At 43.9% G+C, this 26314-nt stretch carries 21 protein-coding genes; 16 read left to right on the plus strand and 5 right to left on the minus strand.

Annotated elements, in window-relative coordinates:
• Window positions 1–49: 49 nt before the first annotated feature.
• The 4 genes from G6047_RS10410 to G6047_RS10425 form a co-directional block, all read right to left on the minus strand.
• A complete protein-coding gene (locus tag G6047_RS10410; protein WP_169527541.1) occupies window positions 50–1891 on the minus strand; it encodes a M1 family metallopeptidase in 1842 nt (613 codons plus the stop codon).
• A 61-nt stretch (window positions 1892–1952) separates the two neighbouring features.
• The gene (locus G6047_RS10415) at window positions 1953–3554 is read right to left on the minus strand and encodes a S8 family peptidase (protein ID WP_169527542.1); all 1602 of its coding nucleotides are present in this window, start codon (window positions 3552–3554) and stop codon (window positions 1953–1955) included.
• 90 nt (window positions 3555–3644) lie between these two features.
• A complete protein-coding gene (locus G6047_RS10420) occupies window positions 3645–5234 on the minus strand; it encodes a S8 family peptidase (protein ID WP_169527543.1) in 1590 nt (529 codons plus the stop codon).
• Between the two features lie 18 nt (window positions 5235–5252).
• The gene (locus G6047_RS10425; RefSeq protein ID WP_169527544.1) at window positions 5253–6110 is read right to left on the minus strand and encodes an MBL fold metallo-hydrolase; all 858 of its coding nucleotides are present in this window, start codon (window positions 6108–6110) and stop codon (window positions 5253–5255) included.
• Window positions 6111–6225: 115 nt separating this feature from the next.
• Between G6047_RS10425 and G6047_RS10430 the strand changes: the two genes are divergently transcribed.
• From G6047_RS10430 to G6047_RS10500, 15 genes are all read left to right on the plus strand, one after another.
• Window positions 6226–7881, plus strand: a complete 1656-nt coding sequence (locus G6047_RS10430) for a hypothetical protein (protein ID WP_169527545.1) — start codon at window positions 6226–6228, stop codon at window positions 7879–7881.
• Between the two features lie 5 nt (window positions 7882–7886).
• Window positions 7887–8351, plus strand: a complete 465-nt coding sequence (locus G6047_RS10435) for a hypothetical protein (protein WP_169527546.1) — start codon at window positions 7887–7889, stop codon at window positions 8349–8351.
• Between the two features lie 84 nt (window positions 8352–8435).
• Window positions 8436–8672: a hypothetical protein gene (locus G6047_RS10440; protein WP_169527547.1), complete on the plus strand. Its 237-nt coding sequence runs from the start codon at window positions 8436–8438 to the stop codon at window positions 8670–8672.
• Window positions 8673–8841: 169 nt separating this feature from the next.
• Window positions 8842–9171: a HesB/IscA family protein gene (locus G6047_RS10445; RefSeq protein ID WP_169527548.1), complete on the plus strand. Its 330-nt coding sequence runs from the start codon at window positions 8842–8844 to the stop codon at window positions 9169–9171.
• A 96-nt stretch (window positions 9172–9267) separates the two neighbouring features.
• Window positions 9268–10716: a Fe-S cluster assembly protein SufB gene (sufB, locus tag G6047_RS10450; RefSeq protein WP_169527549.1), complete on the plus strand. Its 1449-nt coding sequence runs from the start codon at window positions 9268–9270 to the stop codon at window positions 10714–10716.
• A gap of 49 nt (window positions 10717–10765) precedes the next feature.
• Entirely contained in the window at window positions 10766–11512 is a 747-nt protein-coding gene (sufC, locus tag G6047_RS10455; protein WP_169527550.1) for a Fe-S cluster assembly ATPase SufC, read from the plus strand.
• Window position 11513: 1 nt separating this feature from the next.
• Window positions 11514–12830: a Fe-S cluster assembly protein SufD gene (gene sufD / locus G6047_RS10460; RefSeq protein ID WP_169527551.1), complete on the plus strand. Its 1317-nt coding sequence runs from the start codon at window positions 11514–11516 to the stop codon at window positions 12828–12830.
• A gap of 99 nt (window positions 12831–12929) precedes the next feature.
• Window positions 12930–13913 carry a DUF2157 domain-containing protein gene (locus tag G6047_RS10465; protein ID WP_169527552.1) on the plus strand — a complete coding sequence of 328 codons (984 nt, stop codon included), beginning with the start codon at window positions 12930–12932 and terminating at the stop codon, window positions 13911–13913.
• Window positions 13910–15064 carry a hypothetical protein gene (locus G6047_RS10470; RefSeq protein WP_169527553.1) on the plus strand — a complete coding sequence of 385 codons (1155 nt, stop codon included), beginning with the start codon at window positions 13910–13912 and terminating at the stop codon, window positions 15062–15064. The genes G6047_RS10465 and G6047_RS10470 overlap by 4 nt, the downstream gene beginning before the upstream one ends.
• 66 nt (window positions 15065–15130) lie before the next feature.
• Entirely contained in the window at window positions 15131–16345 is a 1215-nt protein-coding gene (locus G6047_RS10475) for an aminotransferase class V-fold PLP-dependent enzyme (RefSeq protein ID WP_169527554.1), read from the plus strand.
• Window positions 16342–16782 carry a hypothetical protein gene (locus tag G6047_RS10480; protein ID WP_169527555.1) on the plus strand — a complete coding sequence of 147 codons (441 nt, stop codon included), beginning with the start codon at window positions 16342–16344 and terminating at the stop codon, window positions 16780–16782. The genes G6047_RS10475 and G6047_RS10480 overlap by 4 nt, the downstream gene beginning before the upstream one ends.
• Complete coding sequence (locus G6047_RS10485; protein WP_169527556.1) at window positions 16779–17210, plus strand: SufE family protein; 432 nt, start codon at window positions 16779–16781, stop codon at window positions 17208–17210. The genes G6047_RS10480 and G6047_RS10485 overlap by 4 nt, the downstream gene beginning before the upstream one ends.
• Before the next feature lie 3 nt (window positions 17211–17213).
• A complete protein-coding gene (locus tag G6047_RS10490; protein WP_169527557.1) occupies window positions 17214–17537 on the plus strand; it encodes an SUF system Fe-S cluster assembly protein in 324 nt (107 codons plus the stop codon).
• Window positions 17537–18040, plus strand: coding sequence for a DUF2480 family protein (locus G6047_RS10495; protein WP_169527558.1), 504 nt, complete (start codon window positions 17537–17539; stop codon window positions 18038–18040). The genes G6047_RS10490 and G6047_RS10495 overlap by 1 nt, the downstream gene beginning before the upstream one ends.
• Before the next feature lie 63 nt (window positions 18041–18103).
• Window positions 18104–19003: a DUF3078 domain-containing protein gene (locus G6047_RS10500; RefSeq protein ID WP_169527559.1), complete on the plus strand. Its 900-nt coding sequence runs from the start codon at window positions 18104–18106 to the stop codon at window positions 19001–19003.
• A 52-nt stretch (window positions 19004–19055) separates the two neighbouring features.
• Here G6047_RS10500 and hflX read toward each other — a convergent pair whose 3' ends face one another.
• Window positions 19056–20273 (minus strand): GTPase HflX, encoded by a 1218-nt coding sequence (gene hflX, locus G6047_RS10505; RefSeq protein ID WP_169527560.1) that lies wholly within the window; start codon window positions 20271–20273, stop codon window positions 19056–19058.
• Between the two features lie 185 nt (window positions 20274–20458).
• On the opposite strand from hflX, the gene G6047_RS10510 reads away from it, so the two are divergent.
• Window positions 20459–26314 (plus strand): choice-of-anchor L domain-containing protein (locus G6047_RS10510; RefSeq protein WP_169527561.1); only part of this gene is annotated, 5856 nt, incomplete at its 3' end.

A 26314-nucleotide genomic window follows, 5' to 3' on the forward strand; every position in this document is an offset into this window, starting at 1 on the left:
TTTCGAGTCCATATACCGAAAGGGTTTTTTATTTTGTATGGAAATAAGATTACTTTTTGAAGCTGTTGTTTTCCGGCTTCACATCGGCCATTAAGCCTTGAGGATCGAGTTGGACAGATTTAACCAATTTTCCGTCAATCTTAAACTCATATTGCTGCTGCGCCCAGGGCCAGTCTGATAAAACCGTGCGTTTGACATTCGGGAATGGATTCGGTTTCTGGTAATCCATCATGCGAAGCGGAATGTAGAAATACTCCTTTTCACCGTTTTCATATTCGACCAAAACATCCATCGGCATCGGTGTGCGGCCGATTCTTTCCAGTGAAACCATCGTGGATTTTGCATCAGCAGTAACCGATTTGATTCCGTAATCGATCGTGTTTGTCGTCTGCGTCCAATCGACCAGATACCAATCGAGCATAGCGCCGGAAACTTTCTCCGCGACACGTTTGATGTCATTCGGGTTTGGATGTTTGAATTTAAAATCGGAGTAGTAGCGTTTTAGGGTTTTCATGAAATTTTCTTCCCCGATCAGATAAATCAGTTGCGTCAGGAACAATTCGCCCTTTACGTAAGACGAAATGCTGTAGTTGCGGTTGATATCGAAACGATCGGCGTGAGTCGAAAGCGGCTGTTCCGTGCCTGAATTCGCCATCGAAGCATAGGTTTTATAAGCATTTGAAAACGGATTCGCCACTGGTTCCGCAGCGATTTTATTGAGGCCGTAATCTTCCAGGAAAGATGTAAAACCTTCATCCATCCAGCCGTGTTTGCTCTCGTTTGAACCGAGAATATGCTGGAACCACGAATGTCCCATTTCATGAGCCGTAACGCCAATAAGTCCGTCCAGATCACCATTACCCAAAATCAACGTACACATCGCATATTCCATTCCGCCGTCGCCGCCCTGTATCACCGAATATTGCTTATATGGATAATTGCCGACGGTTTTGTTGTAAATATCCATCAAAGTCGCCGTGTAAGGCTGTAATTTTTTCCAGTTATCATTGTGTTTGGCATCGTCGAGGTAGAAAAAATGCAGGTCGACTCCGTTAGGTCCGGCATAGGTGTCGTGGATGTAATTCTTGTCGGCCGCCCAGGTGAAATCATGCACGTTCGGTGCGATGAAATGCCAGGTCAGTGTTTTGGTGTTCTTCGGATACGTCACATTCGATGCATAGCCGTGGCCAATTTCGTTCGGATTCTGCAGATAACCCGATCCGCCTATGACGTAATCTTTGTCGATGGTAATATTGACATCGAAATCGCCCCAAACGCCATAGAATTCACGGGCGATGTATGGATCTGCATGCCAGCCTTCAAAGTCATATTCGGCCAGTTTCGGATACCATTGCGACATGGACAGTTCGACACCTTCTGAGTTATTTCTGCCTGATCGACGAATCTGGATTGGGACCTGTCCGTCAAAATCGAGTGAAAATTTCGTGGTCGAATTCGGAAGAATCGGCTTTGCCAGATCCACAATCAAAATAGTCCCGTTCGATTGGGCAGCTGCGTTATTTCCGTCTTGCTTGAAATTGGAGACATTCAAAAATCCAATCTCGTTGGGTTTCAGGTTTTTGATGCGGCTTTCTTTGACATCGCCTTTTTTTGTCACCATTCTGCCGTCCGGGTCTTTTATCGACCGCACGCGCATATCCATTTCGCTTCCTGGCTGGAACGCATTCGGATACAAATGGAAATACACTTTTTTTAAGGTATCGGGCGAATTGTTCCAGTATTCCAATTCCTGGTTGCCTGTGTATTTATAGGTTTTGACATCCATTTTGACATCCATTTTATAACTGACTTTTTGCTGCCAGTAACAATTTCCCTGAGCAAAAGCGAAAGATGAAAACCCTATCAGGGCAAACGAAAGCATGCGATTCATAGTGGTGTGAAATAAAAAACGGAAGATAATTCTTCCGTTTGTGATTTGAAAACCGTAAGGCCTATTTCTTGGATAGTTGCTCGGCCATTTTCAATGCGTTGTATGCATTTATAATTTTGCCCGAGCGACAAACTTTATCAAAAGTACGCGTCTCTTTTTCTTCTCCTACTTTCACCGGAACCGTGATTGGGGTTCCCGAATCCATAAGGATATGTTTCACTTGCGAAGCCGTCAGGTTCGGATAATAGGAACGGATCAAAGTTGCCACGCCGGCTGCATTCGGTGATGCCATCGAGGTTCCTTGTTCGTATTTGTATTTGTTGTTCGGAACCGTCGCATAGATTTTTGATCCCGGAGCGAATACGTCGACGTTATAGGTTCCGTAGTTTGAAAACCCGGCAACCAGATTTTCTCCGTAGGTGTTGTTCAAAGCCCCTATTGTCAACAGGTTGTCAGACATTTCGGTTTTTCCACCATCTTCTGAATCATTCGGGAAATTCTTGTACATATCAAGGTCGATGTCGTGGCTGTCGTTTCCGGCTGCGTGTACGATCAGCACGTCTTTGCTAGCCGCATACTTGATCGCATCGTAAACCCATTGTTTGTGAGGCGAAAAGCTTTTCCCGAAACTTCCGTTGATCACTTTTGCACCGTTGTCAACTGCGTAACGTATGGCAAGGGCGATGTCTTTGTCATATTCGTCACCGTTCGGAACCGCGCGTACGGCCATGATTTCTGCTGTAGATGCAACTCCGTCTCCGCCTTTTCCGTTTCCGCGAACCTGCGCGATGATTCCGGCAACGTGTGTTCCGTGCATGGAATCTTCTTTGTTAGGGGCGTAGACACGGTTGTTCCCGTATTTGGTGTCTGTGATGTCTTCCGGATTGTCACCGACGATTTTGCGTCCGTTGAAATCTTTATTGAGGTTGTAATTGATCTGGTCGTCTACCTGTTTTTTGTATTCGTTGAGGTCTTCGTTAAAGCTTGGCCCGGTTTGGCCAATGACCTGTGTCATGACCATTTTGCTGCGGTTGAGGTTGGCATCAGTAGTAGAAATCGCCTTCAATTCATCAAGCGTATAATTTTCTTTTCCAAGGTGTTTCTTGATGGCGTCGTTCGCTCCGAAGATAAAATCAACCTGCATTTTACCGGCAAGTGCCTGTTGGTATTCTTCATCGAAATCGGCTTTGGCTTTTTTGTAATCGGCAGACCCGTCGTCACCTTTTTTGACAATACGAACCATTTCGAGGTTTTCGTCGTTGGCATCACCAAGGAAATTCCATCCGTGGATGTCATCAACATAACCGTTTTTATCGTCGTCTATGTTGTTTCCGGCAATTTCTTTAGGGTTCGTCCAAATCATTCCCTGAAGATCTTCGTGATCGATATCTACACCTGAATCTACAATACCGACAATTACTTTCTGGCCTTTTTTGCCTTTAAGTAATTCTTCGTAAGCACGGTCTACACTCATTCCGGGAATGGAATCTTTGTAAATATCCAAATGGCTCCAGCGTTCGAGGTCTTTCTCGGCAAGTTCACCTTTTTTAGCTGTAATTGTAGTTGGAACCGGAGCTGCGGCTGTAGTTTTTTTGGAAGCCCCGCAAGAAGTAAGCAACGTTGCGGCAAGGGCCACACTCAGAATGCGATATTGCAATTTCATGAAATAGGTTTTTATGGAAAAATTGGTCGAAAGTATAATTTTTTGTTACAAACGATTAAGCGATTAACAGAAACTTATGATGGGAAAGCCTTATTTCTTTGCCATCTTTTCTGCCATCACCAAAGCATTGTATGCATTTACGATTTTGCCGGAACGACACGCTTCGGCTAATTTGCGCTTCTCGTGTTTGTTCCCGAAAGTCAGCGTCATATCAGTCGCAACACCGGAATTCATTAGTATTTGTTTTACCTGAGAAGCCGTAAGTGACGGATAATACGAACGGATCAATGCAGCGACACCAGCCACATTAGGAGCCGCCATTGAAGTACCTTGTTTGAAGTCGTACTTGTTATCCGGAATGGTCGCGTAAATTTTTGAACCTGGCGAAAAAAGATCCACATTATCAGCTCCGTAGTTTGAGAAAGCTGCCACCATACTTTCATTAAAGGTGTTGTTCAACGCTGCGATCGTAATCAGGTTATCTGAAATTTCAGTGGCTTGTTTTTCCGAATCGTTAGGCCAGTTCTTGTTGTCTTCCAGGTCAATATCGTGTCCGTCGTTTCCGGCTGCATGCACGATGAGCACATCTTTCGAGGCCGCATACTTTATAGCATCGAAAACCCATTCCGGATGCGGGGAATAACTTTTCCCGAAACTTCCGTTGATGACCTTGGCTCCATTGTCAACCGCATAGCGAATGGCCAAAGCCACATCTTTGTCATATTCGTCACCGTTTGGAACGGCACGTACCGACATAATTTCTACGTTTTCGGCAACGCCGTCACCGCCTTTTCCGTTTCCGCGGATTTGGGTAATGATACCTGCGCAATGTGTTCCGTGCGAGGCATCTTCCTTGTCAGGCCCATATACGTGGTTGTCGCCGTAAAATTTTGCATTGATATTTTCAGGGTCGTCTCCTGTTGCTGACTTGCGTCCATCAAAATCCACATTCAGGTTGTAACTCACCTGGCTTTCGTAACGCTTTTTTCCTGCCTGGATGTATTTGTCGAATTCCGGTTTGCTCATCCGGTTAAGGAAATTCAGGATACGTGGTTTCATGGCATTCACAGTCGAATCGTTGCTTTTCAGGGCTTTCAATTCATCTGCCGTATAGTTTTCCGTGGCGGTTTCTTTCCGGATCGTAGCATCTGCCTCAAGTATTTTGGCGATTACTTTGAGGCTTTCGGTCGCCTCCTTGTATTGTTCGTCATAATCGGCCTTCATTTTGGCATAACCCGGCGCTTTGGTGTCGTTCTTTTTGATCATACGCGTAATTTCGAGGGTTTCGTTTACGGTGTTTCCCAAAAAATTCCATCCGTTTACATCATCGACATAACCATTATTATCATCGTCTTTTCCGTTACCGGCAATTTCCTTTTTATTGGTCCAGATGCGGCCTTGAAGATCTTCATGTTCTATATCGACCCCGCTGTCGACAACTGCCACAATCACGGTTTTGCCCTTTTTTCCTTTGAGGAATTCGTAGGCGCGATCCACGCTCATTCCCGGTACGCTGTCTTTTTCAAGATCGAGGTCGCTCCAGCGTTTGAGGTCTGTTTCAGATAATGGTTTTTTCTTTGCCGTAACGTTTTTTGCCGAAACCTGTGCCGTGGCATCGGCGCCGATAAAAAAGGCAAATGCTACTGCTGAAAGTGTAATCGGGGAATAAAATTTCTTCATGGTTGGAATAATTGATTATCAGAAAACATCGGAACAATCAAGCACATTCTTCAAACGAATGCCGCGCTCTGTCTGCTCTACGGTAATGATTTGATTGTGAGCGTCGTGTTCAAGCATTACAAACATATCGTTTTCAAGCACAAATTTCAAAAAAGTTTCCTTTTCGGGCATGGTCAGCAGCGGACGTGTGTCGTAACCCATGACATATGGAATCGGCAAATGACCCGCGGTCGGTAATAAATCTGCTGCAAAAACAATCTTGCGGCCTTTGTATTCGATTATCGGGATCATCATTTTTTCGGTATGTCCGTCCACGAGGAAAATATCGAAACCGAGTTCGGAATTTGTAATCAGATTAGAATCAGACAAACCGACGAAATTCAATTGCCCGCTTTCCTGCATAGGCAGAATATTCTCCGGAAGGAACGATGCTTTTTCACGCGAATTTGGCGTCACGGCCCATTTCCAATGATTTTTATTGGTCCAGTATTTTGCGTTTTTGAAAGCTGGAAGATATCCGGTTTTGTCGGAATTCCATTGGATCGCACCTCCGGAATGATCGAAATGCAGGTGCGTCAAAAAAACATCGGTCACATCATCGCGGTGAAAACCTGCTTTTGCGAGAGATGAATCAAGAGAATGGCTTCCCCATAGATGATAATACCCAAAGAATTTTTCCGATTGTTTGTCGCCCATTCCGGTGTCGATCAGAATCAATCTGTTTCCATCCTCGACTAAAAGACAACGCGCCGCCATCTCGATAAGATTATTTTCGTCGGCTGGATTGGTTTTGTTCCAGATGGTCTTTGGAACGACTCCGAACATGGCTCCGCCGTCTAGTTTAAAGTTTCCGGCTTCAATACTATGTAGTTTCATGCTGTGGTTTTTACAAAAATACAAATTTGGAATTTTTGATTTGTAGAAAAAAAGCTTATATTTATTTAAATTTAGAAGAATAAATTCTTATGTTTGCCATATAAATTATTATCAAATGGAATCGTTTTTATCCAATCTTGCCGATCAGTCCAACGGTTACGCCATGGGGTCTCCGTTTAAAGAAAAAAGCCTGTTTTATGCATCGCCAGAATTACAATCTTTTTATGCAACATTCTCAGATGCTCAAAATTCCTTGTGGAAATATAAAATTATCAAGAGTGCCAAGGGTTCGGAACTGATTGAGCAATACAAAAGGTATGATGCCGAATTGGAAAAGTCGGAAGGTACTTTAAAAGAGGATCTCGACTTTATTGTTTTTATTGAAACTGATGGGAATATTAGTTTTGGAGATGTTCTCCTGATCAAAATGGGCAATGCGATGCTCAAAGCGTTCTTCACAAAACCGGGAATCGCTAAATCATGGTCACAATCATTGGCCAGGCAAATTGCGGAATTGGGTTTTAGGGAGAATGATTATCTGACGGCATTTGGGATTGAAGCCGAATATAGGTTAACAAAGAATACGGGTACAATCAAAGAAACGCCTCAGGAAATTGTCGGAAAGATGGTGCCTGAAATTTCAAAAGCAATTCGGAAATTGAAGTTGGACCCGGCATATTGGGATCCCGGATTGAAGTCGGAAAAATACCTGGGCTTCAAAGCTTCAGATGCGTTGGCTTTCCTTGAGAATTCAGTGGGAAGTTTGGAATCTGGATTATCCAATATGAACAAACAGCTTGTTCTTATTTCAAGGGTAAGGCTTATCGACCAGGACAATCCTTTTTTGAAATCTGCAGTTTCCGTTTTATCATCGCTGGAAGCAAGCATGGATGCAGTCGGAAAAACTGTGAAGAGATTGCGGACCATGATTCCTTTGGAGTTTGCTTTTATATGCGGTATTGTTGACGGATTGATAGAATTTATTTGCGGAATAGTCGATGCCATCCTGATTTTGCTGGAATTGTTCCTTCGGGCGCAACTAACAGAAACAGCAGAGGATTATTTGTTTACAATAGCTATCCGTGAAGCGTTGGAAGAATTGGCCGAAAAGTTTCTTGCCGATCCAATGTGGCTCTCCAAGGAAATGGATCAGATTTTAAAACAGATGAGCCAGGAAGCAAGAGCAGCAAACGCACAAAAAAATGCTTGCCAAAAGGCCCATGATGCAGGAGAATATCTGATATTTATAATTGATATTGTTTTGAGTTTTGTGGCATTGGTTAAAGGAATGGCAACATCTGAGAAGTATTTGCCTGAGGTTGTGGATTGGGTGGATGATATTTCTACAAGAAATAGGGGAAAAATATTAGGAACAGAAGGATATTTAGAAGATATTAAATATGGTAAACTTTTTAGGGTTCAAGGAGGGGCGGAATTACCTAATAGTAGTAAATATAGATTTTTAATCTATGAAGATAAGGTTTCAATAAAGGGGAAAGAAATGCTTCATATAACCTTTGACGATGGGTATCGCACAGCTGAAATATGGTCAAAAAGAGGGGATAAAGCTGAAGTTTTCATTGCCGATATTGAAGAGAAATTTATTGAAAAAATAAGAAAAGAGGCGGTGCCACAGGAATATGGCAGAGCCTTTCCAAAAAGGCCGCAAATGGACGACCTGACTAAAACGCCAAATTCATTCGGGATACCAGAAAATTATTTTGAAGAGTTGTTAAACAGCATTAAAGATCCCAAAATAGTCAAATATTAAGAAAGATGAAAAACACAGAAATTAAAAACATAAACGAAAATATCAACGGTGAAATCCCTAAAGGAACCAAGATTATAGTTCAAGTAAAAAATGTGGATGAACCAGAAAAAATAGTACGAAACACAAAGGAAATAATGTTAAAAATCTCAAATTTTGCCTATACAAATGAATGGCCGACGGATAAAGAATGGAAGGTCATATTGCCAGAATGGTTCGTTAAAAGCATGACTGACAAAAGTTTGGAAGAAATTATGAAAACCAAAGGACAATGGCATTTTGAATCCTGGATAAGTAATATTAAAGACCGGGCATGGATATGGCACAGTTCAAAAATTGAAGAAAGAGGAATTAAATTCGTACTGGAGACTTTGTCATACCCATACTTACAAGGAACTTTTTTATATATTTTGTTCAGTCAGGGAATTTCAATGGCACACATAGAAGTCATAGACGATTTAGAAATGGAATAGTGCTTTAATCAGATTTTTATGAAATTTGACTTAAAATAAAATGATCCACACACCCGAACAAATAAAAATATTGCTATTAAGGTTATGAATGATATAGGTTGGACGTACGATGAAAAATCCCCAATAGAACCTATTGAGCAAACAATAGAACATCAAATAGAAGAAATGGCATCTCAAAAAAACCATAAACGTTTCGATGAATACGTCGCATCATTATTTCCGTATTGGGTAATCGGGCTGGATTTTCCCGAAGATGATGGTTGGAATGGACGGAACGTAAACATCCTGTTGGCGAGGATTGATAGAAGAAATGGAATCTGAGGTTTTCAGCTGATGTAGTGACAATCCAGGCTTGATCGATCTAAACCAAATCTGAAACCCGCCATATCCCAAGCCTATACTGCCATTTGTTATAAAAATGTTTCTCACCCCGCCAAAAACCTTCTTTTGAGTTATCTTTGCGGTTGATTTAGACAAAATCCATAAAATCATGATCAAAGTTTCTGATACAGCACGGACAAAGATTGTCCAAATGATGGCCGAGGACGGATATGATGCAGCAAGCGACTACGTTCGTGTAGGCGTGAAAAGCGGCGGTTGTTCTGGTCTTGAATATGTCTTGAAGTTCGATAAAGATTTGGGTGAAACAGATAAGGTTTTTGAAGACAACGAGGTAAAAATCGCAGTCGAAAAGAAATCCTATTTGTACCTGGCCGGAACCACGCTGGAATTTTCCGGCGGCCTGAACGGAAAAGGTTTCGTTTTCAATAACCCAAACGCGAGCCGGACTTGCGGTTGCGGGGAAAGTTTTTCATTGTAAGACGAATGACAAAAGACAAAAGACAAACGAGTTTTCTGTCTTTGCAATGAGGGTGAAGTCCTTCGTCATTAATCATTCAGTCATTAGTCAAAAAATATGAGCAAATACACCGAAGACGACCTCAAAGTCGAACTCGAAAACAAAGAGTACGAATACGGATTTTATACCAACATCGAATCGGAGACGTTTCCTGTCGGTCTAAATGAAGACATCGTTCGTGCCATTTCCCAAAAGAAGGAAGAACCGCAGTGGATGACCGATTGGCGCATCGAGGCTTTTCGTGCCTGGAAAGAAATGATAGAGCCGGAATGGGCGAATGTGCATTACGATAAACCCGATTTCCAGGCGATTTCCTATTATTCTGCTCCAAAAAAAGTCGATCCGAACAAAACACTTGACGATGTCGATCCGGAATTACTCGCGATGTATGCCAAACTCGGGATTTCCGTCGATGAGCAAAAGATGATGAACAATGTCGCGATGGATATTGTGGTCGATTCGGTATCGGTCGCCACGACGTTCAAGAAGACATTGTCTGAAAAAGGCATTATTTTCTGCCCGATATCGGAAGCGATCAAGGAACATCCGGAACTCGTGAAGAAATATCTGGGTACGGTGGTTCCTCAAAAGGACAATTTTTATGCAGCGCTGAATTCGGCGGTTTTTAGTGATGGTTCGTTCTGTTATATTCCAAAAGGCGTTCGTTGCCCTATGGAACTCTCAACGTATTTCCGTATCAACCAGGCCGGAACCGGACAATTCGAACGAACATTGGTCATTGCGGACGAAGGCAGTTATGTGTCCTACCTTGAAGGTTGTACCGCTCCAAGCCGTGACGAAAACCAATTGCATGCGGCCGTTGTGGAACTGATTGCGATGGACGATGCCGAAATCAAATATTCAACGGTCCAGAACTGGTATCCCGGGAATAAGGAAGGAAAAGGTGGGGTTTTCAACTTTGTGACCAAACGTGGGTTGTGCGAGAAAAACGCCAAGATTTCATGGACTCAGGTCGAAACCGGATCTGCGGTGACGTGGAAGTATCCGAGTTGTGTGCTGAAGGGCGATAATTCCGTGGGTGAATTCTATTCGATTGCCGTCACCAATAACTTCCAGCAGGCCGACACCGGGACCAAGATGATTCATTTGGGTAAAAACACAAAATCGACGATCATTTCCAAAGGGATTTCAGCCGGAAAATCGAATAACAGCTATCGCGGATTGGTCCAGATTTCTGCCCGTGCCGATAATGCGAGGAATTTCTCCCAATGCGATTCGCTTTTGATGGGGAATAATTGCGGGGCACATACCTTTCCGTACATTGAATCGAAGAATCCATCGGCTAAAATCGAACACGAAGCAACGACATCAAAAATCGGTGAGGATCAGGTTTTTTATTGCAACCAACGCGGCATCCCGACAGAAAAAGCAATCGCACTTATTGTCAACGGATTCAGTAAGGATGTATTGAACAAGCTTCCGATGGAGTTTGCTGTCGAAGCGCAGAAACTTCTCGAAATTTCGTTAGAAGGTTCAGTCGGCTAAACAATTAAAAATAAGATAATTCGGGAATTGCCCGACTTTCCATACAAACATGTTAGAAATTAAAAACCTACACGCCAGAGTCGAAGATAAAGACATCCTTAAAGGAATAAACCTGTCTGTAAAAGCCGGCGAAGTACACGCTATAATGGGACCGAACGGTTCCGGAAAATCAACGCTTTCTGCCGTAATTGCCGGAAACGAGCATTATGAAATGACCGAAGGCGAAATTGAGCTCGACGGAGAAGATATTACGGAATTGGCGCCGGAAGAACGCGCTCACAAAGGCGTATTTTTATCGTTTCAGTATCCGGTGGAAATCCCGGGTGTTTCGGTGACGAACTTTATGAAAACAGCCATCAACGAATCGAGAAAGGCGCAAGGGCTGGAAGAAATGCCGGCGAACGAGATGCTCAAATCGATCCGCGAAAAATCGGAATTACTTGAAATAGATCGTAAATTTTTGTCGCGTTCACTCAACGAAGGCTTTTCAGGAGGTGAGAAAAAGCGTAACGAAATCTTCCAGATGGCGATGCTTGAACCGAAACTCGCAATCCTGGATGAAACCGATTCAGGCCTTGACATCGACGCTTTGAGAATCGTTGCCAATGGTGTCAACAAACTCAAATCTGAAAACAATGCGATTATCGTAATCACTCATTATCAAAGGCTTTTGGATTATATCGTCCCAGATTTCGTTCATGTGCTTTACAAAGGAAAAATCGTCAAATCTGGCGGAAAAGAACTTGCTTACGAGCTCGAGGAAAAAGGATACGACTGGATCAAAAACGAGAATTAAGATGGAGCTGAAGGAAAAGTTGATATCATCATTCATGGCGTTCGAAGAGCAAATAGATGTCAACACAGATTTGCACGACGTCCGCACATCGGCACTCAAAAACTTCGAAACACAAGGTTTTCCAACCAAAAAACTCGAAGCCTGGAAGTATACGTCATTGAATTCGGTGCTTAAAAACGACTTTACGGTTTTCCCTAAAAAGGAATCGGCAATTGGTTTTTCCGATGTCAAAAAGTATTTCCTGCACGAAATCGACACGTATAAAATCGTCTTTATCGACGGGGTTTTCAGTTCGTTTCTATCGGCGACTACACATGACGGAATAGACGCCTGTCTGATGTCTTCGGCATTGACCAAACCAAAATATAAGTTGGTAATCGATGAATATTTTAACAAGGTTGCGATGGCCGATGACAGCCTTACATCACTCAATACGGCATTTGCCCGCGAAGGTGCCTACATCAATATCCCAAAGAACAAAGTGGCCGACAAACCTATCGAGATCATGTATTTCTCTACCGGAAGCGAAGCCGCATTGATGGTTCAGCCAAGAAACCTGATCATTGTCAATGAAAATGCTAATGTCCAGATCATTGAACGCCATCAAAGCCTCTCCGGAAATCCGGTGCTGACGAATTCCGTGACGGAAATCTTCGCAAAAAAACGTGCTATAGTTGATTTCTACAAAATCCAGAATGATAACGACGAAGCATCGCTTGTTGACAATACCTACATTTCCCAAAAAGAAATGAGTACGGTCAAAGTCCACACGTTCTCTTTCGGTGGAAATATTACGCGAAACAACCTGAATTTCTACCACAAAGGCGAACATATCGATTCGACGCTTAAAGGAATCACAATCCTTGACGGAAAACAGCATGTCGATCATCATACATTGGTACAGCACGCCACGCCGAATTGCGAGTCGCACCAGAATTATAAAGGCATTTTCTCCGATAAATCGACGGGTGTTTTCAACGGAAAAATCTACGTCGAGAAAGAAGCCCAAAAAACCGATGCGTTCCAGCAAAACAACAATATTCTCATTGGCGACAAAGCCACGATAAACGCCAAACCGCAACTTGAGATTTTCGCCGACGATGTCAAATGTTCCCACGGCTGTACCGTCGGACAGCTTGATGATAGGGCTTTGTTTTATATGCAATCGCGCGGAATTCCCAAGAAAGAAGCTACGGCGTTGTTGATGTACGCTTTCTCGAACGAGGTTATCGAAAGCATCAAAATTCCGGAACTGAAACAGCGTATCAACTCGATTATCGCAAGGAAACTTGGTGTCAATATGGGGTTTGACCTGTAGAATTTGTCCATAAATCCAAAAGCCGAAGGCGTGTCCAATATCTAAAAGCGAAGCGAGTCTCCCGTAAAAGTGTATATTTGGTTATCAACCGACTAACCATTGGAACCAATTCACGAACAAACCTCACGACAGTTGCTCGATCAGGAAATTATTTCTGAAGAACAACACGTTGCCGTTTCGGCCTATCGGTCATTCCATATTTTTTCGCTTCACAACGAGATATTGTTTCTCATGTATCTTGGAGTGATTGTATTTACTGGCGGTGCCGGAATTCTGGTCTATCAGCACATCGATACGATCGGGCATACGATACTGCTTTTACTGTTGCTCTCAGTAACAATCGGATGCTTTTACTTCGCGTTCAAAAAAGCATCTGCCTATTCCAATTCACAGACAGATTTTGCGCATCCGTTCTATAATTATGTCGTGCTTGGCGGAAGCATCCTTGGCGGCATCTTCATCAATTACCTCGAAATCCAATATCAGCCGTTTGGCAACCGATATGCATGGCCGGCTTTATTGACCGCGTTGTTTTCAATAGCAGCAGCTTACAGGTTTGACAACCGGCCGGTTTTATCAATCGGGATCACGGCTTTGGCGGCTGCGATTGGGATTACGGCCACACCACAAGCGGTGTTGGAAGCCAATGTGTTTACGGATGGTTTTGTATTATACGCCGGAATTTTACTCGCTGTTTTGCTCGCTTTGTGGGAAGAGGTTTCGCGTCGCGAATCCATAAAAACGCACTTTTCGAATTTGTTTCTCAATTTTTCGATACATCTTACAGGAATTTGCTGTATTGTGGGATTGTGTGACGATTACTGGCCCATATATGCAATTATTTTGGCTGTAAGTTGCTGGTATTTCTGGTTTCAAAGCGACAAAAAAGGATACCTGAGCGTTTTTATTTTTGTGCTGCTTTATGGTTTTATCGGTTTTAATATTGCCTTTGTCAGAACACTTACTATTATTGACATTCCTGATTTTTGGGCACCGATAGCCATTCTTTCCCCAATCTATACGGTTGGCGCCATTGTGCTTTTCATCCGTGCCGTCAAACAATTCAATCGCCAGCATTCATGATAGCATATAATCAAACGGAAATCCTGAATACAAAACGTGTTTCGGTATTGGATGAGCTTAAAGAAGCAGGTTTTATAGACAAGGCCCAGATTCAGGCATTCGAACAAAAGAACATGGTTCTAAAGACGCAGAGAAACATACTGCTGCGGCTGTGTTTTGCTTTTCTTGGAATGTTGCTTTACGGAGCCATCATTTCTTTTGTTTCGCTGCTTTTTATGAGTGTAATCGACAAAAATTTCTGGCTTCCGGTCTTTGTTTTTTCATTAATCGGATTGGGCATTACCGAATTCATGGCGCATTCAAAATATTATGCTTTCGGAATAGACGACGTAGCCATTTTAGGCTTCCAGGGATTTTTTGCAGGAGCGATTTATATTCTGACCGATAACAGCCTGGCGAGTTTTGCAACGCTGGCAATCATAGGAGCGTTGTGTTGCATCAGATATGTCAATACCTTGTCGGCAATTGTTTCACTTATTGGGATTACAGGCTTTGTTTGCATTTGCATCATCGATTACGGCATCATCAACAAATTCGGGTTATCATTCGTGCTTTTTGCTTTGGCTGCATTGATTCAATATGCAAATTACAACATCAAAAAGCGACCGGATGCGAATGTCTATCAGGATGCTTTGTGGGCCGTTGAGGTTTTTGCCTGGGCGTTGTTGTATTTGTCCGTAAATTATCTGGTTGTGCGTGAAGCCGCTTCAGATTTAATGGGTTTTTCGCCCACATACGGACAAGATCTACCTCTGGCTTTTGTCTTTTACGCCTTGACATTTGTCATTCCGATTGCCTATATTTTCTTTGCGCTCAAATGGCATAACAGAACTTTACTGTGGCTCGGTTTTGCGGCTTTGGGTTTTTCCATTTTCAGCATCAGATTCTATTATCATGTATTGCCACCTGAATTTGCATTGATGGCCGGCGGAATAGTTCTATTTGTTATTTCGTATTTCGCGTGGAGAAAACTGCGGCACAAAGAAACCGGCATCACATATGAAAAAGACCGGTTCACCCAAAGTGAATCATTCAAGATGGCAGAAGCACTGATTGCGAATTCCCAAACCCGTATAGCCTCCCACTCCAAAAGTGAAATGCCTTTTGGCGGCGGCGGATTCAGCGGCGGCGGATCAGGTTCAACCTATTAATCCGTCAGCTTTCGCCTTAACATAAGCTTATGGTAAAACCGATGGTTATTTCGTACTTTTGACCCCATGTTCGACGTCCACAAAATCCGCGAAGATTTCCCCATTCTCAACCAACAGGTTTACGGCAAACCGCTCGTCTATTTTGACAATGCTGCCACTTCGCAAAAGCCTCATGTTGTCATAGATTCCATCTCTGACTACTACCAGAAAATCAACGCCAACATCCATCGTGGCGTCCATAAACTGAGTCAGGTTTCGACCGATGCATACGAACAGAGCCGCGAAAAAATCCGTTCCCATATCAATGCGAAACATGCGTACGAAGTACTTTTTACTTCGGGGACTACCATGGGCGTCAATCTTGTCGCAAGCGGTTTTACCACGTTGTTGAAAAAAGGCGATGAGGTTATCGTTTCGGCACTCGAGCATCACAGTAACATCGTTCCGTGGCAGATGCTGTGCGAACGTACCGGAGCTGTTTTGAAGGTGATTCCGATGAATGAATCGGGTGAATTGAAGCTCGATGAGTTTGATGGATTGTTATCTGATAAAACCAAAATCGTCACGGTCAACCACATTTCGAATGCGCTCGGAACCGTGAATCCGATCAAATATATCATCGATAAGGCTCATTCGTTTGGAGCCGCTGTTTTTATAGATGGAGCGCAGGCTGTTCCGCATTTGGTTCCTGACGTACGGGCTTTGGATTGCGACTTCTATGCGTTCTCCGGACATAAGATGTGTGGCCCCACAGGAAGCGGGATTTTATACGGAAAAGAGGAATGGCTCGAAAAATTGCCACCCTATCAGGGCGGAGGCGAAATGATCAAGGAAGTTACGTTTGAAAAGACAACTTACGCCGGATTGCCACATAAATTCGAAGCCGGAACGCCGAATATAGAAGCCGGAATCGTATTGGGAACGGCTGTCGATTACCTGAATTCCATCGGGTTTGAAAACATCCAGGCTCAGGAAAAGAAGCTGCTCGATTACGGCACATCGGAACTGCTTAAAATCGACGGGATCAAAATAGTCGGAACCGCTAAAGAAAAAACATCGGTGATTTCATTCAACATAGACGGAATCCATCCGTACGATGCCGGAACCATAATCGACAAAATGGCAATCGCGGTGCGAACCGGACATCATTGCGCCCAGCCGATCATGCAGTTTTTCGATATTCCGGGAACCATACGTGCCTCATTCGCGTTTTACAATACGACAGAAGAAATCGACCGTCTGATCGAAGCGGTCATCAAAGCCAAAACCATGTTGTCATGAAAATGCTATTCGCGTTTGTTTTATCGCTTGTTATGGCCAAAGGATGCAGCGATGCAGAAAAGGCAGACTGGAAAGATGCCACTATTAAGTATTCGGCGATCACCCGTGGATTCAACCAGAACATACAGGTGGCTTTCAACAAAGTTTCCATCAGCAAAAACCAACGCGGGCAGGAGACGGCCGTAACACGAGATTTGACCGACGCCGAAAAGAAATCACTTTACGAAGCTGCTTCAAAACTCGATCTGGACGCCTTAGGAAATTACGAAGCCCCAAGTAACAAACGCGCATATGACGGAGCGGCAATAGCTTCTCTCACCATCGCTTACAAAGGAAAAACATATGGTTCAAAGTCGTTCGACCATGGAAACCCGCCGGCTGAACTTTCCGGAATCATCAATGCCCTGACGGCTTTAGCACCACAAGAAACAGAATGAGCATCCAAGATATACAAAACGAAATAGTCGACGAATTTTCCATGTTCGATGAGGAAAACTGGGACGAGCGCTATCAATACCTGATCGATTTGGGGAAAACGCTTCCGCTGATTGACGAAAAATACAAAGTCGAAGAAAATACCATCAAAGGCTGCCAATCAAAAGTGTGGCTTCACGCCGAGGAAAACAATGGTAAGATTGATTTCACTGCAGATTCAGATGCCATTCTGACCAAAGGCCTGATCGCGATTCTGATCCGCAGTTTTTCCGGTCATGCGCCAAAGGAAATATTGGAAGCCGATACGGAATTCATAGATAAGATAGGGCTTAAGGAACATTTATCGGCCACGCGTGCCAACGGATTGGTATCGATGGTCAAACAAATCAAGTTATACGCACTGGGTTATTCGGCCCAGACAAATCAATAAGTTATGGATACAGAAATGGATACCGCAGAACTCGGGGAAAAAATCGTCAAGGTGCTCAAAGGCATTTACGATCCGGAAATTCCCGTAGATATATATGAACTCGGATTGATCTACGATGTTATGGTCAATACCGATAACGAGGTGAAAATCCTCATGACACTGACTTCACCGAATTGTCCGGTGGCCGAAAGCCTGCCGCGTGAGGTAGAGGAAAAGATCACAAAGATTGACGGTGTAAAATCTACCGAAGTTGAAATCACATTCGATCCGCCGTGGAGCAAAGATTTGATGAGTGAAGAAGCCAAACTAGAACTCGGAATGTTGTAATGGAAGAAATCGTAAACAAAGTCGCAGCGAGCGCGTTGGAAGTTTTCGATCTGGAAGATTATTATGTTCCGGGGCGACGTGTTTCGCTTGATATTTCGCAATGGCTTTACGAAGGCTTGTTGCTGCGCGAAAAAGAATTCCGCCAGTCTTTGAAAGACCACGACTGGACACAATATCAGGATGCTTTTGTTGCCGTTACGTGCAATGCCGATGCAATAGTTCCGGCCTGGGCTTCGATCCTTGTCGCAGTCCATTTGGCTCCGTTTGCAAAAAAAGTCGTATCGGGTTCGCTTGATGATTTGGAAACGATCCTGTATGCTGAAAAACTTCAAGACCTTGATTATTCAGCTTATACAGACAAACCGATCATTCTTAAAGGTTGTTCTAAAAAACCGGTGCCACAATCTGCTTACCTGTTGGCTGTTAAACAATTGCAGGCTGTTGCGAAAAGTGTGATGTATGGGGAAGCTTGTTCCGCCGTTCCGCTTTTTAAAAGGAAATAATCAGCATTTGTGCGGTTTTTCTCAGGTTTGAAGTGTATCTTTATTCAAACAAAATTTGAATTTATGAGAAAACTGCTACTCCTCCTGATTTTTGCCGGAAGTACGGCGATGGCACAAACCGATTCGGTCTATGTCGGGCCACCTAAAGTCGACACGACCAAAGTCTGGACTACCAAAGGGAATTTCTCCTTATTGCTCAACCAGTCCAGTTTCAGTAACTGGATCGCGGGTGGCGAGAACAATATTTCGGGTACGATTGGGGTCAATTATGATTTCAATTATAAAAAAGAAGACTGGAACTGGGATAATAAGGTCATTGCTTCCTATGGTTTGATCAGGGTTAAGAACAGTGACTTTGAGAAAAAGACCGACGACCGTCTCGAAATCAGTTCTTTGTTGGGCAAAAAAATGTCGGGAGACTGGAGTTATTCGTTCTTTATGAATTTTAAGACACAGTTTACTAAAGGATATTTGTACAGCAAAGACGACAATGGTAAGGAAATCCGGACAGAAAACACCAACTTCCTGTCTCCGGGTTATCTCTCTTTCGGCCCGGGTGTGTTATACAAGCCGAGTGATAATTTCAAGTTTAATATTTCTCCTGCCGCTTCAAAACTTACCTTTGTAGATAGCTACTATACTTCGTTGCCAGGTTATGTGGACGGAACTTATTTTGGGGTCGATGAAGGCAAATCGGTCCGATATGAATTAGGTGCAAACGCCAATGTCTATTACAAGTTCATCCTCATGGCAAACGTATCCGTAGAAAACATCCTGAATTTGTACAGCAACTACCTCGAAGATCCGCAAAATGTCGATTTGGATTATCAGCTTAACATTGTCCTCAAAATCAATAAGTACTTAACAACGAATTTGAATTTCCAGACTATTTATGACGATAATGCCTTTCAGGGATTCCAGGTACGCCAGGTTTTTGGGCTTGCAGTCAACTACGGATTCTAAAGATGCTTGACACCTGTAAAAAACGCCTTTCGATTCGAGAGGCGTTTTTGTTTTATTCTTCGGCGTCTTTATAATCCGGATACAGGAAATTATTGTACGGAAAACGCGCAATGTGCAATTCGCGCACGGCTTCATACACACGTTCGCGGAATTCTTCTATATTTTCCTTGGTTGCAGCCGATATGAAGATGGCGTTTTTCTCACCCACATTATGCATCCACGTAGATTTCCATTCGTTTAAGGTATAATGCCTTTTGGTTTTTTCGGTTACCAGATCGTCGGCATCTATGGTCAGGTGTTTATAGGCATCTATTTTATTGAAGACCATTAGCGTTGGTTTGCCGTCGCTTTTTATTTCGGATAAAATCTGGTTGACAGATGCGATATGCTCTTCAAAATCGGGGTGAGAAATATCCACCACATGCAATAATAGATCGGCCTCACGCACTTCATCGAGCGTGCTTTTGAACGATTCCACCAATTGTGTCGGGAGTTTTCTAATGAACCCGACCGTATCGGTCAACAGGAACGGCAGGTTTTTTACGACTACTTTCCTTACCGTCGTATCCAAAGTCGCGAACAATTTGTCTTCTACGAACACCTCGCTTTTGCTGATGGTATTCATCAATGTCGATTTACCGACGTTTGTGTACCCAACCAAAGCCACACGAACCAAAGCACCACGGTTTCCGCGCTGGACGGCCATTTGTTTGTCGATTACCTTGAGTTTTTCCTTCAATAGTGAAATCCGGTCCCGAACGATACGTCTGTCTGTCTCGATTTCGGTTTCACCAGGACCGCGCAACCCGATTCCACCTTTCTGGCGTTCGAGGTGCGTCCACATTCCGGATAGTCTCGGAAGCAAATACTGGCATTGTGCCAATTCTACCTGAGTTCTTGCATAGGATGTTTCGGCGCGTTGGGCAAAAATGTCGAGAATAAGGTTCGTTCGGTCCAGAACCTTGCAATCAAGTTCACGCGAAATGTTTTTTTGTTGTGAAGGTGAGAGTTCATCGTCAAAAATCACAGTAGAAATCTTATGCTCCTTTATATAGGTATGGATTTCTTCCATCTTTCCGGTCCCGACAAAAGTCTTTGGGTTGGGACGTTCCATTTTTTGGGAAAAGCGTTTGGCAACCTGGCCTCCGGCTGTATGTGTCAGGAATTCAAGTTCATCGAGATATTCGGTGAGTTTTTCCTCATTCTGTTGTTGGGTAATTACACCTACAAGAATGGTTTTTTCTAAAGATTTAGTATCCTTTTCTAGCATCGTAAATTATGGAAAATGCAAAAATACTAATTAAAAGGATGCTTTTTTTAAAGCATAAATAACAAGTAGTCAAATCAGAACGAAATATTTCCATTTATTAAAGGGTTCTTAAAGAAAATCCAAATATTTAGTTAAATTTGAGATTCTAAACTACAATTTTTTTAACAACCAAATTTTCAACAACTATGAAAAAGATTACAATTTACCTTGTAATGCTGCTCATGGGTTTTTCGGGATATTCACAAGTTGAATATTTTGATGACGCGAGCGTCGTTGCACCGGTTACTCCCGGACCTTGGGTATTGCCATCAGGTACCTGGCAAATCTTTGACAACGGGGTTGGACCGACAGTCAACTGGAACTTGAATCCACAGGGTACTTATCCCGCTTATTCAGGAACCAAGTGCGCGTACATGGACCGGATGAACATCGGGGCGAACAACACCTCCGAAGATTATCTTGTCACGCCGCTGCTGAGCGTACCAACCAATGCCCAGTTGCGGTTCTTTACCAGAACAACTATCGCGGGCCAGTCAACACCCAACAGTACCATTTATCAAATCAGGTCGGCGCCTGCAACTGCAGATCCGACTCTACCCGCATCATTTACCACCATTGTAAAAACATGGACGGAAAATGAACTTACGGATGACTATGATGTATGGGAGGAAAAAATCCTCGATATCACAGATCCTGTAGGTTCACAAATGTATTATGCTTTTGTGCGGGTGTTTACCCAGCCTACTGCGGCTCCCAATGGAGACCGATGGCTGGTAGACGATTTCAAATTCGTTGAAAAATGTCTTGATGTAACAGATATCGTACCTGCCTGCCTGTCCACAAGCGCATCGTTAAGTTGGACAAGTCCGGGGCCTGCCACGCAATGGGCCGTCCATGTACTCCCGGCCGATGCGGAGTTTGATCCAAACGCAGGAACGCCCTATATAGCAACAACAAATACGAACTTTGTTGTAGATCATACCACACAGCCTACGGAAACACCAATGCTCCCAATTACGGACTACGTGTTTTATATTAGGGCACTATGTGAAGACTCTCCGAGTGATTGGGTTTCCATAGAATGTACAACACAAGCCTTGCCACCTGAATGTGGTGGTTCTTACGTGGACAACGGAGGCGTGGACGGGGAATACTTAGGAAATAGTAATGATATTGTCACTATATGCCCAGATAATCCAACAGACCAGGTCACCGTAACATTTACCGATTTCAATACAGAAAACGGTTGGGATGGTATTTACGTTTTTGATGGAAACTCAATCAACGCAAATATTATTGCCAGTGACAATGATTCCGGTTTCAATGAAGATCTTTCAACACCGGGAGCCTGGTGGGGTAATGCCATTCCGGGGCCGTTCACTTCTACGAGCCCTGACGGATGTTTGACTTTCCAGTTCATATCAGATGGCTTTGGAAATTTTGACGGATGGCTCGCCAGTGTAACCTGTAACCCACCACCTGCTTGTCCTGAGCCGGGAGCTTTGACTATTGACGTCACTGCAACTACGGCGACTTTAGGATGGACAAATGTTGGTCCGGGTACAGCTTGGGAAGTCATTGCTTTGCCTTGCGGAGCTCCGGCACCTACGGCTGATACAGTCGGGACAATTGTAGAAACAGGATCGTCTTACACTTTTGACCCATTAATTCCGGGAACCTGTTATGATTTCTATGTGCGCGCGAATTGCGAAAGCTCCTCTAACGGAATCAGCGACTGGAATGGGCCTATCTCTGAAATGACAGATGTACTTCCTCCGGAATGCGGCGGAAACTATGTTGATAACGGAGGCCTTGGCAGTGATTATGCTTCAGGTTCAGATGAGGTTACTGTAATCTGTCCTGAAAACCCGGGCGATTATGTAACTGTTATCTTCACGCAATTCGATACCGATTGGGGGTCTGACGGAATTTATGTTTACGACGGAAATTCAACAGACGCACCAATGATTCCAAGTGAGAATGAAGCTGGCTTCAGTGTACTTACCGAACCCGGAGCTTATTGGGGAACAGATATTCCTGGCCCGTTTGAATCTACTTCGCCAGACGGATGTCTGACCTTCCACTTTTTGAGTGATGATTTCTTCGAGACACCCGGGTTTTTGGCGAATGTAGTTTGTGCCCCAATACTTCCATGTGCAAAACCAGTAAACTTTGAGGTTACGGGGACAACATCATATGGTGCTACTTTAACCTGGGATGCCGGGGCGGGAACTTCATGGCAGGTACTTGCGCTTCCTTGCGGATCTCCTGCGCCAGACGCTTCTGCCGGAGGAATTCCTACAACTGAGCCAACGTTTGTATTTACAGACGAACTGGAAGCGGATACTTGTTATGACTTTTATGTACGTACGAATTGTACGGCAGATGGAAATGGGTTCAGTTATTGGACTTTCCCTCAATCTGCAAGCACTCAGGTTGCACCTCCTGTTTGTGGTGGCCAGTATACCGATAACGGCGGATTGAACAATACCTATCTTCCCAACTCAAATTCAATTGTTACGGTTTGTCCGGAAGCAGGCGAAATTGTAATTGTAACTTTTACAGCGTTTGATGTAGAACAATGGGGTGGAGACGGGCTTTACGTTTTTGACGGACCTTCTACAGATTCCCCTCTCATCCCTAGCGAAAATGAAGCTACATGGAACCTTCCTTTAGATGGAGCATATTGGGGAACAGAAATTCCCGGCCCATTCGAATCGACTTCACCGGACGGTTGTCTTACTTTCCAGTTCATCAGTGATGGTTTTGGAGAGCTTGATGGATATGTGGCAGATGTTGCCTGCGTACCGGCTCCAACTTGTCCAAAACCGACAAACGTTACACACACCGTACCTACCAATGATTCGGTTACGGTTAGCTGGGTTCCTAACGGTCCTGCCACACAATGGAAAGTATATGTGCTTCCGTGTGATGATCCGGCACCTACCGCTGCAACTCCTGGAGGAGTACCTGCAGATGCCCCTACCGCTACCGTTACAGATTTAATAGAAAGTACGTGTTATAAAATTTGGGTCATCTCCATTTGTTCAGATACAGATGCCAGTAATCCGACAATGCCTCAAACCATAACCACTCAGGTAGATCCTCCTGTGTGCGGTGGCATATTCTATGATGCCGGCGGACCGGATGACAATTATCCTGAAAGTTCTGATTCTATCGTTACTGTATGCCCTGAAAATCCAGGTGAAATTGTACAGATTGTCTGGACCTCGTTCGATACTGAAGCTCAAATTGATGGGCTATATGTGTATGATGGCCCAAGTACGTCATCACCACAAATTTCCAGCGATAATCCTGCAAATACTTTTGGCGTGCTTACCGAACCAGGAGCTTTCTGGGGCAGCGAGCTTCCATATAATTTCGAATCGTCAAGCCCTGACGGCTGTTTGACCTTCCATTTCCTGAGTGATAATTTCTTTGAATTGTCCGGATGGGAGGCCAATGTGAATTGTATCCCGGCACCTACGTGTCCTAAGCCATTTGAAGTAAGCATAGTAGATGTATCTACATCAGATGTTACCGTTGATTGGACACCGCAAGGAACAGCTACCCAATGGGAAGTAATTGTATTGCCTGCTTCAGATCCGGCTCCGGATGCTTCTGCAGTAGGGCAAATTACGAGCGATCATCCATATACTTATGGGCCAATAGACTCAGGTACTCAATATAAAGTATACGTAAGAGCTATATGTAGTGATGAAGACAAGAGCAGCTGGACATATCCGATACCTTTTGTTACCCTTATTACGAATGATGAATGTTCCACCGCAACGGTAGTTCCGGTCAACCCGACTCCAACGTGTGTCGAATCTGTATCGGGAACTTTAATCGGGGCGACTGACTCGGGCGTTACCAACAACTGTTTCGGTTCTTCAGACGATGACGTCTGGTTCCAGTTTACGGCAACGGGCCCTAACCACGCTATCTCTTTACAGAATATAAATCAGGATTTCCCAAGTATAAACTTCGCGGTTTATGCAAACGGATGCGACGCACTTGAGCTTGTCCAGTGTTTTGAAACGAGCGAAGGTTTGGTTACAGGTTTGATCCCTGACCAGACATACTACATTCAGGTTTATTCGATGTTTGAGCCTGATCCTACCTATTCATTCGACCTCTGTATCACAACCTTGTTGCCTCCAATCACGACCGCACCAATGGGCGACGACTGGACACCACAGCAATTGATCCAGGATATATTGATAGGAAATGATTGTGCGATTGCCAGTAACATTACCACTTCTACGGGTATTGATTTTGGTTCTGCGGCCAACGGTATCGGATACTTCAATAAAAATGGTTCGAGCTTCCAGTTTGATGAAGGGGTTATACTTTCATCTGGTAGTGTTGATGACGCACCAGGGCCGAACATCATCTTCCCGGTCCAGAGTGCAGGGACAGAGATGGACGACAATTTCAATTACTTGTGGCCTGGTGATGACGATCTTGAAGCCATCATACTTGAAGCAACCGGAGAGGCAATGAATTCCAATAATGCTTCGATCGTTGAATTCGACTTCGTGCCGATCACACCTTCAATCAGCTTTAATTTCATATTCGCCTCAGAAGAATATGGGGATTTCCAATGTAGTTTCTCCGATGCTTTCGCGTTCTTATTGACCGATACATCTGCCGGAACTCCCGCGGTGAATCTCGCGGTATTGCCTAACTCAACCACGCCTGTATCTGTGGTAACGATAAGGGATTCGGCATATAACAACAGTTGTGATTCTGTAAACCCGCAATATTTTGACGAGTATTATGTGTTGCCAGAAGGAATAGGCGGCCTTGGTGCGCCCATCAATTTTGACGGTGTTACTGTGCCGCTGGCGGCGACAGCTACGGTAGTTCCGGGCAACACCTATCATATTAAATTGGTTATTGCAGACCGACAGGATGCATCTTATGATTCTGCCGTTTTCCTTGAAGGCGGAAGTTTCAGTTCAGGGGAAGATTTGTTCCCGGATGATTTGCTTCAGGAAAATCTGACAGCCCTTTGTCCTGGAGGTTCTTATACTTTAGACACAGGTCTTAGCCCAGATGAATATACATTTATCTGGAGTGATGCCAACGGAGTCATAGAATCTGCCACTGGTCCAACACTTGTTGTTACACAGCCTGGACAATATCATGTGGATGCACATTATCTGAGCACTACTTGCGGACCTTCGGGAGACATCGTGATTGAATTCTTCCCGGATATAGTCCTGACTCCGGATGTAGATCTGGTACGTTGTAATGAAACCGGTTATGCAGAATTCGATTTGTCCGAAGCCAATATTCCAGTCCTTGGAACTTTGGATCCGGCAGATTATACAATGACGTATTATCTTACGGCAGATGATGCTGCAAATGAATTTAGTCCGCTTCCCAACCTATATACCAATGTAGTCCAGAACCTTCAGACTATATATGTACGTGCTGAAACTGCGGCAGGATGTTTTGCCATAATAGCTCTTGATTTGGTTGTCAACCTGAATCCGCCGGCTATTGTTCCTGTAGATGATGTATCTGCCTGCGAATCCTACACATTAGGAACTCCGGAAGTAGGACATTTCTATTTTGAAGCAGATGGACAAGGCGCTATCGCAGACGGGGCTACCATTACAGATACGGCCAATCCAACCATGATTTATCTGTATGCAGGTACGTCCGGATGTTCTTCCCAAGATACCTTTACGGTAACTATATTGGATCAGTTGAATGCGGATGTCCTTCCGAGTACGCCGGCCAATTGTAGTTTCGAATTACCTGTTTTGTCAGCCAACAACACCTACTGGACATTGCCAGGTGGTCCTTCTGGTGGTGGTACTCAGTTATTCGCTGGCGGAATTATTTCAACTACCCAGGATATTTTCATCTATGCGGTTTCGCCAGGATGTGATCCTACAGAATCTTCCTTCACCGTTACCGTTACCCCTGCTCCTGTATTGGATGCGGTTGGTGACCTTTCGGACTGCGAGTCGATCACGTTGCCTTCATTGAGTGTTGGATCGTATTACACGGATGCGGAACACACG

Source organism: Flavobacterium silvaticum, assembly GCF_012911565.1.
GTDB classification, from domain to species: Bacteria; Bacteroidota; Bacteroidia; order Flavobacteriales; family Flavobacteriaceae; genus Flavobacterium; species Flavobacterium silvaticum.

Coding starts and splice junctions, on each gene's coding strand:
- G6047_RS10410 (WP_169527541.1), bottom strand. CDS start 1,891: ATGAATCGCATGCTTTCGTTTGCCCTGATAGGGTTTTCATCTTTCGCT.
- G6047_RS10415 (WP_169527542.1), bottom strand. CDS start 3,554: ATGAAATTGCAATATCGCATTCTGAGTGTGGCCCTTGCCGCAACGTTG.
- G6047_RS10420 (WP_169527543.1), bottom strand. CDS start 5,234: ATGAAGAAATTTTATTCCCCGATTACACTTTCAGCAGTAGCATTTGCC.
- G6047_RS10425 (WP_169527544.1), bottom strand. CDS start 6,110: ATGAAACTACATAGTATTGAAGCCGGAAACTTTAAACTAGACGGCGGA.
- G6047_RS10430 (WP_169527545.1), top strand. CDS start 6,226: ATGGAATCGTTTTTATCCAATCTTGCCGATCAGTCCAACGGTTACGCC.
- G6047_RS10435 (WP_169527546.1), top strand. CDS start 7,887: ATGAAAAACACAGAAATTAAAAACATAAACGAAAATATCAACGGTGAA.
- G6047_RS10440 (WP_169527547.1), top strand. CDS start 8,436: ATGAATGATATAGGTTGGACGTACGATGAAAAATCCCCAATAGAACCT.
- G6047_RS10445 (WP_169527548.1), top strand. CDS start 8,842: ATGATCAAAGTTTCTGATACAGCACGGACAAAGATTGTCCAAATGATG.
- sufB (WP_169527549.1), top strand. CDS start 9,268: ATGAGCAAATACACCGAAGACGACCTCAAAGTCGAACTCGAAAACAAA.
- sufC (WP_169527550.1), top strand. CDS start 10,766: ATGTTAGAAATTAAAAACCTACACGCCAGAGTCGAAGATAAAGACATC.
- sufD (WP_169527551.1), top strand. CDS start 11,514: ATGGAGCTGAAGGAAAAGTTGATATCATCATTCATGGCGTTCGAAGAG.
- G6047_RS10470 (WP_169527553.1), top strand. CDS start 13,910: ATGATAGCATATAATCAAACGGAAATCCTGAATACAAAACGTGTTTCG.
- G6047_RS10475 (WP_169527554.1), top strand. CDS start 15,131: ATGTTCGACGTCCACAAAATCCGCGAAGATTTCCCCATTCTCAACCAA.
- G6047_RS10480 (WP_169527555.1), top strand. CDS start 16,342: ATGAAAATGCTATTCGCGTTTGTTTTATCGCTTGTTATGGCCAAAGGA.
- G6047_RS10485 (WP_169527556.1), top strand. CDS start 16,779: ATGAGCATCCAAGATATACAAAACGAAATAGTCGACGAATTTTCCATG.
- G6047_RS10490 (WP_169527557.1), top strand. CDS start 17,214: ATGGATACAGAAATGGATACCGCAGAACTCGGGGAAAAAATCGTCAAG.
- G6047_RS10495 (WP_169527558.1), top strand. CDS start 17,537: ATGGAAGAAATCGTAAACAAAGTCGCAGCGAGCGCGTTGGAAGTTTTC.
- G6047_RS10500 (WP_169527559.1), top strand. CDS start 18,104: ATGAGAAAACTGCTACTCCTCCTGATTTTTGCCGGAAGTACGGCGATG.
- hflX (WP_169527560.1), bottom strand. CDS start 20,273: ATGCTAGAAAAGGATACTAAATCTTTAGAAAAAACCATTCTTGTAGGT.